Genomic DNA, 14,542 nt, shown 5'->3' with positions numbered 1-14,542 from the left:
AACCGAATCATCCGGCGTCGCCGACGCCCTGCAAGTTTGGACAGAGGTAGAACAATGGCAATCCGTGGCCCCAGGCTCGAATTCGCGGTCGGTGCGTTCCTGCTGCTGGCGCTGGCATCGCTGCTGGTGCTGGCGTTCGCCTCGACCAACCGCCAGTTCGGCGGCGGCGGCGACACCTATCCGCTGACCGCGCGCTTCTCCACCCTCGGCCAGCTGCGCCTGCAGGCGCCGGTGCGGATCGGCGGCGTGGCGGTGGGCCGGGTGGCGAGGATCGATCTCGACCCCAAGCGTTTCGACGCGGTGGTGACGCTGGACATCGACCAGCGCTACCAGCTGCCGGCCGACACCTCCGCCGGCATCTTCACCAGCGGCCTGCTGGGCGAGAGCTACGTCGGCCTGCAGCCGGGCGGTGACCCGGAGAACCTCAAGTCCGGCGAGGAAATCGCCTATACGCAGCCGGCAGTGGATCTGATCCAGATGGTCGGCAAGTACATGTTCGGCGGCGGCAGCGCGGCCGCGCCGGCCGCTGCCAACGACAGCGCAACTCCCCCGTCCCCCACGGAAACCACCCCATGAAGTCCCTGATCCTGTCCCTGTCGCTCGCCGTCGCGGCGCCCCTGCTGGCGGTTACGCCGCTGGCCGCCCACGCCCAGCAGGCCGCTGTTAGCCCCGGCCAGCAGGTGGTCGCCAACGGCGGCCGCGTCCTCACCACCCTGCAGCAGCGCCGCGCCGAGTTCCGCAAGAACCCGGCCACCCTGCGCAGCTTCATCGACAGCGAACTGCGCGGCAGCTTCGACAGCATGTACGCCGCCCGGCTGGTGCTGGGCGCGCACGGCCGCGGCGCCAGCGAGGCCGACATCAAGCTGTTCGCCGACGCCATGGTGGACAACCTGATGCAGCGCTACGGCGCCGCCCTGCTCGATTTCGAAGGCAAGCCGCGGCTGCGCCTGAAGGGCGAGACCGCACTGCCCGGCGGGCGCGGCATGAAGGTGTCCACCGAGCTGCTGCGCGACAACGGCGCGCCGGTGCCGGTGGACTACCTGGTCCGCAACAACGGCGGCTGGAAGATCTTCGACGTGATGATCGAAGGCGTGTCCTACGTGCAGACCTTCCGCGGCCAGTTCGACAGCCCGCTGCGGCAGAAGGGCATCGCCCAGGTCGCCGCCGACCTGCGCAACGGCAGCCTCAAGGCCGCCTCCGGCAATGGCAGCCACTGAGCCCAGCGTGGAGCGCGCGGGCACGTTGCTGCGCCTGCGCGGCCGGCTCGACCGCGCCAGCGTGGCCGGCCTGTGGCCGCGTGCGCTGGCCGCGCTGGACGGCGCCCAGGCGCTGGACCTGCAAGCGGTCGAAGCGCTCGACAGCGCCGGCTTGGCGCTGCTGGCCGAACTCGCCGACCGCCTGCCGCAGGCAACCCGCCGCATCGAAGGCGAGCCGCCCGGGCTGGCCGGCCTGTGCGCCGCCTACCGTATGAACGCGGACCTGATCCGCGCGCAAGGAACCGTATGAACCGCCTGCTTGCCGGCGCCGCCCTAGTCCTGTTGCTGGCCACCGCCGGCTGCGCCACCGGGCCGGCGCCGCGCGCCGCGTCCGACGTGCCGGCCGACACGGTGGTGGAGGCCGCGGCTGCCGACACCGCGTCGCCGACGCCGGTCGAACCCGCGACCGCCACCGAACCGGCCGCGCCGGCGCTGGCGGATGCCACGGCCGCGGTTGTCACCCTCGAGCCGCCCGCGGACAGCGTCGGCGACGACGACTTCGCGGCCATCTACGGCGACGCGGCCACCGCCGGCGACGACGGCGGCGACCGTTTCGCCGCGCTGGACCCGTGGGAGCCGATGAACCGCCGCGTGCACGCGTTCAACGCCGCCATCGACCAGGGTTTCATGCGCCCGCTGGCGCGCGGCTACGTGAAGGTGGTGCCGGTGCCGGTGCGCGCCGGGGTCAGCAATTTTTTCGACAACATCGGCGCGCCGCTGGCGTTCGGCAACCTGCTGCTGCAGGGGCGTCCGCGTGAATCGGTGGAGACGCTGGGCCGCTTCCTGGTCAATACCATCGTCGGCATCGGCGGGATCTTCGATCCGGCGACCAAGGCACTGAAGATGCACCGCCACGGTGCCGATTTCGGCCGCACGCTGGCACGCTGGGGTTGGCGAGAATCGCGTTACCTGGAGCTGCCCTTCCTCGGTCCGCGCACCGTGCGCGATGCCGTGGGCGCAGTGGGCGATTCCTCGATGGCGCCGATGACCTACGTCGAGCACGACCGCACCCGGGTGTCGCTGGAAGCGCTGTGGCTGATCGACGTGCGCTCCGGCCTGCTGTCGCTGGACGAACTGCGCGAAGCCGCCCCCGACGAATACGTGCTGACCCGCGATGCCTGGCTGGCGCGCCGCCGCTATCTGGTGGAGGCCGACCGCAGCCAGCGTGACGAAGGCAACGAAGCGCTGCCGGCCTATCTGATGGAAGCCGAGCCGACGCCGGCGCCCACGTCCAAGCCGTAATCGCGAATTGGCGCGGCGCGCCGCTACAGGTGTCGCAGGGCGTCGCGCAGCTGGGTCAGGCAGCGCCGGCTGACCTCCAGCGGCGCGGTCACGTTGCGCAGCACCGCATGCACCTGGCCATCCGGCGAGCGGTGCAGCTCGACGATCTCGTCGCGCGCCACCAGGCAGTTGCGGTGGATGCGGATGAAGCGGCTGGCGAATTCGGCTTCCAGCGACTTCAGCGATTCCTCGATCAGGTCCTCGCCGCGGGCGTGATGCACCACCACGTATTTCTCGTCGGCCTGCAGGTAGCGGATGTCCTCGACCGGGATCAGCCGCAGGCTGCCACGCAGACGCGCGCACAGGTGGCTGCGCGGCTGGCCCGGCGGGGGGGCGTCCTGCTGGCGGGCACGGCCGGCGAGGAAGGTGCGCACCTTGTCCAGCGCCCCGGCCAGGCGCTCGCCGCGTACCGGCTTGACCAGGTAGTCCAGCGCCTGCGCTTCGAACGCGGACAGCGCATGCACGTCGAAGGCGGTGCAGAACACGATGGCCGGGCGCAGCGGCAGCGCGCCCAACCGGCGCGCGGTTTCCAGCCCGTCGATGCCGGGCATGGCGATGTCCAGCAGTACCAGGTCGGGGGCGTCTTCGGCGCAGGCCGCCAGCGCCGTCTCGCCGTCGCCGGCCTCGCCGATCACCTGCACGCCCGGTTGCGCCTCCAGCAGCGCGCGCAGCCGCGCCCGTGCCAGCGGCTCGTCGTCGACGATCAGCACGCGCAACGCGGTTGCGGTCATGGCGTGTCTCTCCCCGGCAGCGCCCGGCCCTGGCGGCGATGGTAGCCGCGCGGTGCGGCGTGCGTCACCTCAACCGGCGGCCAGGCGCGCGCCCATCCACTCGGCCAGGTCGGCGATCTCCTCGGCGCACACCTGATGTTGCATCGGGTAGCGCTGCCACTGCGGATCGAAGCCGAAGCCGCGCAGCGCCTGCATCCCGGCCTCACCGGCGGCGACCGGCACCACCGGGTCGAAGCTGCCGTGGGCCATGAACAGCGGCTGCGCGGTAGCCTGGGGCTGCAGCCGCTGCTGCGCCAACGCCAGCGGCATCGGCAGATAGGTGGACAGGGCGATCAGACCGGCCAGCGGCTGCGCGCGCGCCAGTCCCGCCGCCAGGGTGATCGCGCCGCCCTGCGAGAACCCGGCCAGCAGCAGCCGCTGCGGCGGAATGCCGCGCTCGGCTTCGCGCGCGATCAGCGCCTCCACCTGCGCCACCGACTCGTCCACGCCTTTCAGGTCGGCGCGGTTGGCCAGGTCGAAGTCGCGGATGTCGTACCAGGCGCGCATCCGCGCGCCGCCGTTGATGGTGACCGCGCGCACCGGCGCATGCGGGAACACGAAGCGCAGCGCCGGCCAGTCGCGCCGCACCAGCTCGGGCACGATCGGCGCGAAGTCGTTGCCGTCGGCGCCGAGCCCGTGCAGCCACAGCACGCACCACTCGGGGTTGGGGCCGGTTTCGTGTTCGACGGTGTCCAGCAGCATGCGCGGCTCCAGCGTAAGGTCGGCGCGCATTATGCCGGGGGTTGCTCAGTCGCCGGTCGCGGCCAGCAGCGACGCGGTGTCCAGCAGGCGCAGGCCGGGCGTGCGCGCCAGCGCCGCGCGCAGCCAGTAGCCGTGTTCGGCGCCGACCAGCACCACGATGCGCTTGCCCGGGTGCTCCCGCGCGGCGCGGATGATGGTGGCCAGGAACTCGCCGTTCCACGCCTCCCAGCCGGCCCGCTCGCCCTCGCCGACCAGCGCTGCCTGCAGCGCGTGCTTGGCCTGCATCTGCGCGTCGGTGACGGCGTCGTTCACCCGTGCGGGCGAGGTCCAGTACAGGCGCAGGGTGGCGTACAGCGCGCTGGCCTGCGCCTGGAACGCCTGCGACGCGGCGGGCTGCTGCTCGGCGAACGCGCGGCTGGCCGCAAGGTAGGGCTGCAGGATCTCCGCGTCGCGCGGCGCTGCCGGTTCCATCGGGTACACCCGGTAGCCGCGCGCATCGATCAGCGGATAGACCACCGCCGGATATTCGATCTTGTTGGCCTCCGGTCCGCGCGCGGCGTAGCGCGACGGGCTCACCTCGATGCACAGCACGTCCGGCGCCAGCCGCTCGATGCTGCGCTTCAGCGCCGCGTGGTCGTAGGCGGGCACCTGCGCGTGCAGCTGGTGCAGGGTGACCAGCACCGCGACCTCGGCGGGCGCAGGTTCGCGGGCATGGGCCAGCGGCAGGCAGCAGGACAGCAACAGGGCGAACAGAATGCGCATCGAGAAGACCTCGGCGGGATACGCGCAGGATGCGACGGGCGACTGGGCGTCGCCAGCGCCGGAAGTCATCGCGCCATGGCGTCAGCGCGAGCCCGCGCCTGTCGCTGCAGCCGCGCGCGCTTCGCGCTCCAGTGCGGCCTGCGTCATCGAGCCGTCGGCGAACGCGGCGGTCGCGGTCTGGTAGGCGCTGATTGCCTGCAGGGTCAGTGCCGGATCCTCCGCCAGTTCGGGCTGCGCCACGTCGCGGGCGTAGGCCGGGCGCAACGTGTCCACCTTGCGATGCGGAGAGAGCTGCACCAGCTTGTCGTCGCGCAGGTAGCCCAGCAGCTGGTAGGTGCCGATGAAGGCGCGCGCGCGACCGGAGGGTTGCTGAAACACGTCCACGCCGTAGAAGCGGCTGTCGTAGTCCATGCCCAGCATCCCCAGCACGGTCGGCGCGATGTCGATCTGGCTGACCCGGCGCTCCACGCGGCCCGGCGCGACCTGCCCGCCGGGCGCGTAGATCCACAGCGGGATGCGGTAGCGGAACGCCGGCAGTGCGGCGATGCCGGCGCTGGAGGCGCAGTGGTCGGCGGTGATCACGAACAGGGTGTTGCGGTACCAGGGCTTGCTGCTGGCGCGGCGCAGGAAATCACCGATCGCCCAGTCGGTGTAGGCCACGGCGCTCTCGCGCTTGCCCTGCGGCCACGGCCCGCGACCGGCCGGGAAGGTGTAGGGGCGGTGGTTGGAGGTGGTCATCAGGTGGGCGAAGAACGGCTTGCCGGCTTTGAAATCGGTATCGAAATGCTTCATCGCCATGCTGTAGAGGTCTTCGTCGGCCACGCCCCAGACGTTCTCGTGGTGGATCTCCTGGTCGGGGATGTCGGTGCGGTCGTGGACGTCGTAGCCGTTGTGGCTGAAGAAGCGGTTCATGTCGTCAAACGCGCCGTAACCGCCGTACAGGAACATGGCGTGGTAGTCCTTGCCGCGGAACACTTCGCCCAGCGTGGCCAGGCCCTCGTTGTGCTCGCGGCGGACGATGGATTCGCCGGGCGTGGGCGGTACCGACAGCGACAGCGCTTCCAGGCCGCGCACGGTGCGGGTGCCGGTGGCCCACAGGTCGGCGAACAGCAGGCTGTCCCTGGTCAGCGCGTCCAGTCGGGGGGTCAGCGAGTCCTTGCGGCCGTAGGTGCCGGAGAAGTCGGCGGACAGGCTTTCCACGCTGATCAGCACCACGTTCATGCGCTGCTCCGGCGCGGCGTTGTGGATGTGGCGGGCAATGCCGGCGGGGCCGAAGAAGGTGGCGTCCGGTGTCGCTACCTGCGCGCGCACCTGCGCCCAGGCCTCGTCGATCGGCACGGTGCGGTAATAGCGCGCGTAGTCGAGCGAAGCGCTGCGGTAGGCGGAGAAGAACTGGTAGATGCCGTTGCCGGCCAGCTCGTTGACGTAGGCGTTGTCGCTGCGGTCCTTCATCTCGCCGCTGACCAGCCAGGTGCCCAATGCGCTGGCCGCCAGCCAGCACGCCACCACCACGGTGCGCGCGGCGAAGCCGGCCTCGTCGCGCCGTACGCGCCGCCAGCGGCGGGTGGCGAAGAAGCCGCCCAGCGCCAGCGCCGCGACCGCGGACAGGATCAGCCCCACCGGGTAGGACTGGCGGATATTGCCGATCACCTCGGTGGTGTAGACGAGGTAGTCCACCGCGATGAAGTTGAAGCGCGCCTGGAATTCGTCCCAGAACGTCCATTCGGCCACCGCCACGAACAGCAGCACGAACAGCAGCAGCAGGCACAGTCCGCCGACCGCCAGCCGCCCGCGCCGGCGCAGCAGCCAGCCGGCGGGCAGCAGCCAAAGCAGCAGCACCAGCGGCCAGGCGAAGTACAGCGCCGCCAGCAGGTCGTAGCCCAGGCCGACGCCGAACGCGTACAGCCACGGGCCGGGCGCCGCCGGCACGCCGCTGCCGGTGGCCACCAGCAGCGCCAGCCGGGTCAACGCGGAGATGACGAGGAAGCAGGCCACCAGCCAGCGCATCGGGCGGAAACGGTCGAAGCGGGCAGCGGGGACTTGGGTCATCCGTGCAGCCTGTGGCGGCTCGGGTAAGCGCGTCTCAGCCGAATCTCAGCCGCCGGTTAACACTCTGCCGGGCAGCGGTGGCAGGCTATCGCCATGCCCAATCCCGCCCCGCCCGGCGTGCCTGCCGCTGGCCTGCGCGTCCTGCTGATCGAAGACCAGCACGACATCGCCGCCAACATCTGGGACTTCCTCGAACGGCGCGGCCATGAGATGGACCACTGCGCCGATGGCGTGTCGGGTCTGGCGCGGGCGCTGCGCGGCGACTTCGACGCCATCGTGCTGGACGTCGGCCTGCCGCGCATGGACGGGTTGGAGCTGTGCCGCCGCCTGCGCGAGGCTGGACACGGCGTGCCGGTGCTGATGCTGACCGCGCGCGACACCCTGGACGACAAGCTGCGAGGTTTCGCCGAAGGCGCGGACGACTATCTGGTCAAACCGTTCGCGATGGCGGAACTGGAGGCGCGCATCCGCGCGCTGCAGCGGCGCGGCCGGCCGGCCGCGGGCGAAGTTGCGTACGCTGCACTGGCCTACGACCCACGCACCCTGACTGCACGTCGCGACGGCCGCGACATCGCCCTGACCCGCCTGCAGGGCGCGCTGCTGGACGCGCTGTTGCGCGAGGCGCCGCGGATCGTGCCGCACGCGCGCCTGATCGAAAGCGCATGGGGCGCGGGCGGCGCCGACACGGCCGCGCTGCAGACGCAGGTGTACGAGCTGCGCGCGCTGATCGACCGGCCGTTCGCGCAGCCGCTGCTGCAGTCGGTGCGCGGCGTCGGCTATCGCATCGTGGCGCCGGCATGAGCGCAGCGCTTCCGCGCCGGCCGCTGTCGCTGCGGCAGCGCTTCACCTTGCTGGCGACCCTGCTGGGGTTGCTGCTTGGCGCCCTGGCCGCGGTCACCCTGCTGGCGGTCGCCGAGCGCTACGAATACGTGGTGGCCAACGAAATCCTGCAGGGACAGGCGGAGGATTACGGCCTGCGCCTGGCCAACCATATGCCGGCGCAGCTGCCGCGCACCCAGCGCCTGCGCGGCTACCGCCTCGACGATCCCACTCTGCCGCGCAACTACGCCGGCTTTCCGCCCGGCGTGCGCGAAGACCCGGGCAGCGAGGCCGTCCACGTCGGCGTGTTCGATACCGCGGCGGGGCGGCTGGTGTTCGTCATCGACCTGGGCGACATCGAGGCGACGGAGCGCCTCCTGCACCTGCTGGTGGCGGCCATGCTGCTTTCCGCCACGATGCTGGCGGGCTGGTTGGGTTGGTGGTTGTCGGGAGTTGCGCTCAAACCCGTGCGCGCGCTGGCGGAAGGGGTGGACGCACTGCCGGTGCAGCCGCAGCCCAGCCGGCTTGCCGACGCCGTCAGCGACGACGACCTGGGCCGGCTGGCGCGCGCCATCGACGGCTACCAGACGCGGCTGGTCGATGCCGACGCGCACGAACAGGCGTTCCTGGCCGATGCCAGCCACGAGCTGCGCACGCCGCTTGCGGTGATCCAGGGTGTGGCCGAAGTGCTGCTGGACGATGACAGTGCAGCACCGGCCCAGCGCGCGCGCCATGCGCGGCTGCAGCGTGGTGCCAGCGAGATGCACCGCCTGCTGGAAGCCATGCTCGCCGCCGCGCGGCGACGCCCGCTGCAGTTCGAAACCATCGCCGCGGCGCAGCTGTTGCGGGATGCGGCCGAGATCGCGCTGGCCGGCAAACCGGGAATCACCGCAAGCATCGATGCCGACGGCGAGCTGCACACCGCCCCGCGCGAAGCCGTGCTGCTGGTCGCCGGACTGGCGCGAAAACTGGCGCAGCCGCGCACCGACGCCACCCTGCAGCTGGCGCTGGAACCGGGCCGAATCGTCCTGCGCATGACGCCGGAAGACCCCGATGCCGATGCCGCAACGCCGATGCGCGCGGACACCGGCACCGGCTCCGCCCTGCTCGACCGGCTCGCCCAGCGCCTGGGCTGGCAGGTGGCGTTCGACGGAAGTGCGCAGGTGTCGATCCGCCTGCGTTGATATATGGGCCCACCAGGACTCGAACCTGGAACCAAAGAATTATGAGTTCTCTGCTCTAACCATTGAGCTATAGGCCCGCAATGGCGGAATTGTAGCCGCAGGCAACAAAAAACCCGCCGGTGCGCGGCGGGTTCCCGTGCGGCGCTGTGCTGCAATCACTCCACGTCGAGGAAGCTGCGCAGCGTCTCCGAACGGCTGGGGTGGCGCAGCTTGCGCAGCGCCTTGGCCTCGATCTGGCGGATGCGTTCGCGGGTGACGTCGAACTGCTTGCCGACTTCTTCCAGGGTGTGGTCGGTGTTCATGTCGATGCCGAAGCGCATGCGCAGCACCTTGGCTTCGCGCGGGGTCAACCCGGCCAGCACGTTGCGCACGGTCTCGATCAGGTTGATGTCGGTGGTGGCGTCGATCGGGGACATCACGTTGGTGTCCTCGATGAAGTCGCCGAGATGGGAATCCTCGTCGTCGCCGATCGGAGTCTCCATCGAGATGGGTTCCTTGGCGATCTTCATCACCTTGCGGATCTTGTCCTCGGGCATGTCCATTTCCTTGGCCAGCTCCTCCGGCGTGGCCTCGCGGCCGTACTGCTGGAGCATCTGGCGGGAAATGCGGTTGAGCTTGTTGATCGTCTCGATCATGTGCACCGGGATGCGGATGGTGCGCGCCTGGTCGGCGATCGAGCGGGTGATGGCCTGGCGGATCCACCACGTCGCGTAGGTCGAGAACTTGAAGCCGCGGCGGTGCTCGAACTTGTCCACCGCCTTCATCAGGCCGATGTTGCCTTCCTGGATCAGGTCGAGGAACTGCAGGCCGCGGTTGGTGTACTTCTTGGCGATCGAGATGACCAGGCGCAGGTTGGCCTCGACCATTTCCTTCTTGGCCTTGCGCGCCTTGGTTTCGCCATAGGCCATCGCGCGATTGATTTCCTTGAGGTCGGCCAGGGTCACCTGCATCGCCTTTTCCAGCGCGATGGTGGCTTCCTGCTCGGCGATGATCTGTTCGCGCACGTCGCGCAGGGCGCTGCCCCACTTCTGCTTGCGCTTGAGCAGTTCGTCGACCCATTCGAGATTGGTCTGGTTGCCGTCCCAGGCCTTGATGAAGTCCTTGCGCGGCATCTTGGCGACGCGGGTGGACAGGTCGAGGATGCGGCGCTCGTGGTCCTTCACCTGGTTGATCGCTTCGCGCAGCTTCTTCACCAGCGCGTCGGTCAGCGGCAGCGGCAGCTTCAGGGAGACGAAGATCGCGGCGATTTCCTCGCGCGCCTTCAGTGCGGCCTTGGCATCGGGGCCGCCCTTGGCGCAGGCCTTCTCGAAGCGGGCGAACGCGGCGCCCATCGCCTCCATGCGGGCGGCGACTTCGGCCGGGTCCGGACCGGTCGGCGCCGGCTCATCGGCCTCGCCGCTGTCCTCGTCCTCTTCCTCGTCCACCTCGGTGCCGGCGTCGTCATCGGCGGCCACGGGCGCCGGCGCGGGTTCCGGTTCCGGCTCCTCGTCGTTGAAGCCGACCACGATCTCGGCCAGGCGCTTCTTGCCGGCCTTGTGCAGCTCCCAATCCTCCAGCAGCATCTGGGCGGACCAGGGGAAGCTGGCCAGCGCGGCGTTCATCTGCGCCAGGCCTTCCTCGATGCGCTTGGCGATGGCGATTTCGCCCTCGCGGGTCAGCAGGTCCACCGTGCCCATCTCGCGCATGTACATGCGCACCGGGTCGGTGGTGCGGCCGCCCTCGGTATCTACCGAACTCAGCGCCGCGGCGGCTTCCTCGGCCGCGGTTTCGTCGACTTCGCGGCCACCGGCCTGCTGGCCGGCCAGCAGCAGGGTTTCCACATCGGGTGCAACTTCATGCACCTCGATGCCCATGCCGTTGATCATGCCGATGATGTCTTCCAGCTGCTCCGGATCGACCATGTCGTCGGGCAGGTGGTCGTTGACCTCGGCGTAGGTCAGATAGCCTTGCTCCAGACCCTTGGAGATCAGGAGCTTGATATCGGATTGCGGGGCTGTCTGCCGTTCGTTGGCCATTGGGGTGCTACCGTTTCGTGGGGATCTGCGGACGACGCAGAAAGAGAACCAAGCATTATACCGTGCGCGGTGGCGCCGGTCGCCGGAGGGCCGCAGGTTCAGGGGCGAAGGAGGAAGGTGACTGGCCCGTCGTTGACCAGGCTGACCACCATATGGGCACCGAAACGCCCGGTTTCCACCCCCCGCGGGTGCAGTTCCCGGCAGATCGCCACCAGCCGGTCGAACCCGCGTTCAGCTTCCGCGGGCGGGGCCGCGGTGGTGAAGCTGGGACGCATGCCGCTGCGGGTATCCGCGGCCAGGGTGAACTGGCTGACCAGCAGCAATTCACCGCCGATATCCGCCAAAGACCTGTTCATCTTGCCGGCATCGTCGCTGAAAATTCGGTAGCCGAGCAGGCGCTGCGCGAGCCGCCGGAACTGCGCTTCGGTGTCGCCCGGTTCCACCGCCACCAATGCCAGCAGGCCCGCGCCGATCGCCCCGACCACGGCGTCGTCGACGGTCACCTTCGCTTCGGTCACGCGCTGGATCAGGGCAAGCATGGGCGCATTGTAGGGTGGGCACCGCGGTTTCATGGACATCGCGCGCGGCTCCTACAATAGGCCGATGACCGAGCTTGCCGCCGCCCTGCTGTATGCCCTGGCCTGGGCCATCGCGCGCCTGCCATGGTGGCTGCTGCGGATGCTGGCGGACGCCGTGGCGCGCCTGTGGCTCGCGCTGGATGCGCGTGAGGCGCGGGTCGCGCGGCGCAATCTGGAACTGATCCGCGCCGATCTTGACGCCAACGCGCGGGAAGCACTGCTGGGCGACATCCTCCGTACCACCGCCCGCCAGACCTTCGAGACGCTGCGGCTGTGGACGCGGCCGGCCGCGCGCAATCTGGCCGACATCGTGGAAGTCCGTGGCGAGGCGCTGTTCGACGAGGCCCTGCGCAGCGGCGACGGCCTGATCGTGGCCGCCCCGCACATGGGCAACTGGGAGTTGCTGAACCAGTGGCTGGCCAGCAAGACGCCGCTGGCGATCCTGTACCGGCCGCCGGAATCGGCGGTGGGCGAGGCCTTCCTGCGCCGCGTGCGCGCCAATGCCGGCGGCGATGTCGAGCAGGTCCGCGCCGAGGCGGCCGGCGTGCGCACCCTGCTCAAGCGCCTGCAGAAGTGCGGGGTCATCGGGATCCTGCCCGACCAGCAGCCGAAGGCCGGTGAGGGCGAATTCGCGCCGTTCTTCGGCAAGCCGGCGCTGACCATGACCCTGCTGGGGCGGTTGGCCAGCCGCAGTGGCGCGCGGGTGCTGCTGTGCTGGTGCGAGCGGCTGCCGGGCGCGGGCGCGCCGCGCTTCGCCCTGCACGTGCAGGCCGCGCCGGCGGGCGTGGACGCGGCGGATCCGGCGCAGGCGGTGGCCGCGCTGAACGCCGGCGTGGAAGCGGTGGCGCGGCGCGATTTCGCCCAGTACCAGTGGACTTACAAGCGCTACACCCTGCGCCCGCCCGGCAGCGGCGAGGAAAACCCGTACCTCGACCTGTACCGCTGATCGCGCGCGGCAGGCGTCCGTCCCTCCATCCGCACAGGAACCGCCACGACATGTCCGCCCCCATCCTCGTCGTCGGCGGCGCCGGCTACATCGGCTCGCACATGGTCAAGCGGCTGCGCCGCGCCGGCTTCCACGCGGTGGTGGCCGACGACCTTTCCTCCGGCCATCGCGAGGCATTGCCGGGCGCGCCGCTGCACGTCGGCGACATCGGCGATGGCGCGTTCGTCGATGCGGTGCTGGGCGAGGTCCGGCCGGCGGCGGTGATGCACTTCGCCAGCTTCATCCAGGTCGGCGAGTCGGTCGCCGATCCGGCCAGGTACTACCGCAACAACGTCACCGCCACGCAGATGCTGCTGGATGGCATGCGCGCGCACGGCATCGACAAGTTCATCTTCTCCTCCACCGCCGCGATCTTCGGCGACCCGCAGTACGTGCCGATCGATGAGGCGCATCCGAAAGCGCCGATCAATCCCTACGGCCGCAGCAAGTGGTTCGTCGAGCAGATGCTGGCGGACTACGATCGCGCCTACGGGCTGAAGTCGGTGTGCCTGCGTTACTTCAACGCCGCGGGCGCCGACGCCGAGGGCGAGCTGGGCGAATGCCATGAGCCGGAAACGCATCTGATCCCGCTGATCCTGCAGGTGGCTTCCGGGCGGCGCCCGCACATCACCGTGCATGGCGAGGACTACGCCACCGCCGACGGCACCTGCATCCGCGACTACATCCATGTCGAGGACCTCGCCGACGCGCACCTGCTGGCGCTGCGGCAGCTGCTCGCCGGCGGCGACAGCGCGCGCTACAACCTCGGCAACGGCAATGGTTATTCGGTGCGCGAAGTGATCGAAGCGGTCCGCCGCGTCACCGGCCATCCGATCCCGGTGGTCATGGGCATGCGCCGTGAAGGCGACCCGCCGTCGCTGGTGGCGAACGCCCGCGCCGCGCGCGCAGCGCTGGGTTGGCAGCCGCGCTACCCGGCGCTGGATGCGATCGTGGCGCATGCCTGGGCGTGGGAGCAGCGGCGCGCGCGGGGCCTGTAGGAAAGTCTTCCGCCGCCACGGCTCAGGCAGTGCGATTCGCGGCAGCCGCCAGTGCCAGGAACAGATCCTCGTAGCGTCGGTTCATCAGTTCACGGTCGTGCCGTTCCAGCGCCGCGCGCCGCGCACTCGCCGCCATCCGCGCGGCATCGTCCGGATGCCGTAGCAGCCGTTCCAGCGCGTTCGCCAGCGCCTGCGGGTCGCCTTCCGCCACCAGCAGGCCATCCTCGCCGTCAGTGAGCACCTCGCGCACGCCCGGCACCGCGCTGCCCACCACCGCGCAGCCGGCGGCCATGCCTTCCAGCAGCGCCAAGGGCATGCCTTCGTAATGGGTGCTGAGCACGCAGACCTGGTGCGTCATCAGCCGTAGCGGCACGTCGCGCACCACGCCCGGGAACTGCACCCGGTCGGCGATACCCAGCTGCGCGGCCAGCGCTTCCAATGGTTTGCGGTGCAGCGCCTTGCCGCCGCCAGGCAGCTGCAGCGGCACGCGCAGGCCGCGTTGGCCCAGCAGCGCCACCGCCCGCAGCAGGGTCGCGTGGTCCTTCTGCTTGGAGAACCGCGCCACCATCACGATGCCGGGTGTGCGCTGCGCGAAGGGCTGCGCGTCGGCCTCGACGAACGGATCCAGCCGAATGCCGTTGGGAATGGCGATGGTGCGCTCGGGCGGCATGCCCAGCGCCAGCAGCGCTTCACGCACGCCTTCGGAGCAGCCGACGATGCGGTCGGTGCGACGCGCCAGCCAGCGCGTCTGCGCCAGCCGCCAGCGGGTGTAGCGCTCGCGGGTGTTGTGCTCGACGTGGACCAGGGCCGGCACCTTCGCCAGCAGCCCGGCGTAGCGGCCCCACAGGTGTTCGGAGAAGCCGTGCGCGACCAGCACGTCGGGGCGGAACTCCCGGCACAGCCTGACCAGCGCGAAGATGGTCGCCAGGTGCGACCAGCCCGGCACCAGCCGCAGCGGCACGCCCTGCCCGTGCAGTTCGGAGATCCGCTCCGGCGGCGTGCGGCGCTTGCGCCGCAGCACCAGCAGCGGTTCGATGCGCGCACTGTCGCGGGCGGCATTGACCAGCTGCAGCGCGACTTGGGTCGCACCGCCGGAGAACCCGCCGGTGACGAAATGGAGGACGCGGACGGGCCTCGACATCG

Annotated in this window: 15 protein-coding genes and 1 tRNA gene; 8 read left to right on the top strand and 8 right to left on the bottom strand. The window is 70.3% G+C overall.

Annotated elements, in window-relative coordinates:
- The first annotated feature begins 54 nt into the window (after positions 1 to 54).
- Genes mlaD through E5S66_RS00935 form a run of 4 tightly spaced genes read left to right on the top strand, consistent with a single transcriptional unit; the run spans position 55 to position 2,498 of the window.
- Positions 55 to 576 carry an outer membrane lipid asymmetry maintenance protein MlaD gene (gene mlaD, locus E5S66_RS00950; RefSeq protein ID WP_138346735.1) on the top strand — a complete coding sequence of 174 codons (522 nt, stop codon included), beginning with the start codon at positions 55 to 57 and terminating at the stop codon, positions 574 to 576.
- Entirely contained in the window at positions 573 to 1,217 is a 645-nt protein-coding gene (locus E5S66_RS00945) for an MlaC/ttg2D family ABC transporter substrate-binding protein (RefSeq protein WP_138346734.1), read from the top strand. The genes mlaD and E5S66_RS00945 overlap by 4 nt, the downstream gene beginning before the upstream one ends.
- A complete protein-coding gene (locus E5S66_RS00940; RefSeq protein ID WP_138346731.1) occupies positions 1,204 to 1,506 on the top strand; it encodes an STAS domain-containing protein in 303 nt (100 codons plus the stop codon). Before E5S66_RS00945 ends, E5S66_RS00940 begins: the two co-directional genes overlap by 14 nt.
- Entirely contained in the window at positions 1,503 to 2,498 is a 996-nt protein-coding gene (locus E5S66_RS00935) for an MlaA family lipoprotein (RefSeq protein WP_138346729.1), read from the top strand. The genes E5S66_RS00940 and E5S66_RS00935 overlap by 4 nt, the downstream gene beginning before the upstream one ends.
- 23 nt (positions 2,499 to 2,521) lie before the next feature.
- Here the strand turns inward: E5S66_RS00935 and E5S66_RS00930 are convergent, their stop codons facing one another.
- The 4 genes from E5S66_RS00930 to E5S66_RS00915 form a co-directional block, all read right to left on the bottom strand.
- A complete protein-coding gene (locus E5S66_RS00930; RefSeq protein WP_138346727.1) occupies positions 2,522 to 3,268 on the bottom strand; it encodes a LytR/AlgR family response regulator transcription factor in 747 nt (248 codons plus the stop codon).
- Between the two features lie 69 nt (positions 3,269 to 3,337).
- Positions 3,338 to 4,009, bottom strand: coding sequence for an alpha/beta hydrolase (locus E5S66_RS00925; RefSeq protein ID WP_138346725.1), 672 nt, complete (start codon positions 4,007 to 4,009; stop codon positions 3,338 to 3,340).
- A 45-nt stretch (positions 4,010 to 4,054) separates the two neighbouring features.
- Positions 4,055 to 4,840, bottom strand: coding sequence for a hypothetical protein (locus tag E5S66_RS00920; RefSeq protein ID WP_138346722.1), 786 nt, complete (start codon positions 4,838 to 4,840; stop codon positions 4,055 to 4,057).
- 12 nt (positions 4,841 to 4,852) lie between these two features.
- Complete coding sequence (locus E5S66_RS00915; protein ID WP_138346719.1) at positions 4,853 to 6,820, bottom strand: LTA synthase family protein; 1,968 nt, start codon at positions 6,818 to 6,820, stop codon at positions 4,853 to 4,855.
- 93 nt (positions 6,821 to 6,913) lie between these two features.
- Here E5S66_RS00915 and E5S66_RS00910 point away from each other — a divergent pair, with 93 nt between their 5' ends.
- Together E5S66_RS00910 and E5S66_RS00905 are read left to right on the top strand one after the other, a co-directional pair.
- Positions 6,914 to 7,621: a response regulator transcription factor gene (locus tag E5S66_RS00910; protein WP_425472143.1), complete on the top strand. Its 708-nt coding sequence runs from the start codon at positions 6,914 to 6,916 to the stop codon at positions 7,619 to 7,621.
- Positions 7,618 to 8,823, top strand: coding sequence for a sensor histidine kinase (locus E5S66_RS00905; RefSeq protein ID WP_138346717.1), 1,206 nt, complete (start codon positions 7,618 to 7,620; stop codon positions 8,821 to 8,823). Before E5S66_RS00910 ends, E5S66_RS00905 begins: the two co-directional genes overlap by 4 nt.
- 4 nt (positions 8,824 to 8,827) lie before the next feature.
- On the opposite strand, the gene E5S66_RS00900 is transcribed toward E5S66_RS00905, so the two are convergent.
- The 3 genes from E5S66_RS00900 to dtd form a co-directional block, all read right to left on the bottom strand.
- Positions 8,828 to 8,900, bottom strand: a tRNA-Ile gene (locus E5S66_RS00900).
- Between the two features lie 78 nt (positions 8,901 to 8,978).
- Positions 8,979 to 10,838 (bottom strand): RNA polymerase sigma factor RpoD, encoded by a 1,860-nt coding sequence (gene rpoD / locus E5S66_RS00895; protein WP_138346714.1) that lies wholly within the window; start codon positions 10,836 to 10,838, stop codon positions 8,979 to 8,981.
- Positions 10,839 to 10,936: 98 nt separating this feature from the next.
- Positions 10,937 to 11,377, bottom strand: a complete 441-nt coding sequence (gene dtd, locus E5S66_RS00890; protein WP_028838614.1) for a D-aminoacyl-tRNA deacylase — start codon at positions 11,375 to 11,377, stop codon at positions 10,937 to 10,939.
- Positions 11,378 to 11,408: 31 nt separating this feature from the next.
- Between dtd and E5S66_RS00885 the strand changes: the two genes are divergently transcribed.
- Together E5S66_RS00885 and galE are read left to right on the top strand one after the other, a co-directional pair.
- A complete protein-coding gene (locus tag E5S66_RS00885) occupies positions 11,409 to 12,362 on the top strand; it encodes a lauroyl acyltransferase (protein WP_246037096.1) in 954 nt (317 codons plus the stop codon).
- A gap of 50 nt (positions 12,363 to 12,412) precedes the next feature.
- Complete coding sequence (gene galE / locus E5S66_RS00880) at positions 12,413 to 13,399, top strand: UDP-glucose 4-epimerase GalE (RefSeq protein ID WP_138346709.1); 987 nt, start codon at positions 12,413 to 12,415, stop codon at positions 13,397 to 13,399.
- A 22-nt stretch (positions 13,400 to 13,421) separates the two neighbouring features.
- On the opposite strand, the gene E5S66_RS00875 is transcribed toward galE, so the two are convergent.
- Positions 13,422 to 14,540: a glycosyltransferase gene (locus E5S66_RS00875; RefSeq protein ID WP_138346706.1), complete on the bottom strand. Its 1,119-nt coding sequence runs from the start codon at positions 14,538 to 14,540 to the stop codon at positions 13,422 to 13,424.
- Positions 14,541 to 14,542: the final 2 nt, after the last annotated feature.

The sequence above is a fragment of the Thermomonas fusca genome, from assembly GCF_005862345.1.
GTDB lineage: Bacteria > Pseudomonadota > Gammaproteobacteria > Xanthomonadales > Xanthomonadaceae > Thermomonas > Thermomonas fusca.
This window is presented reverse-complemented; position numbering and strand designations above follow the sequence as displayed.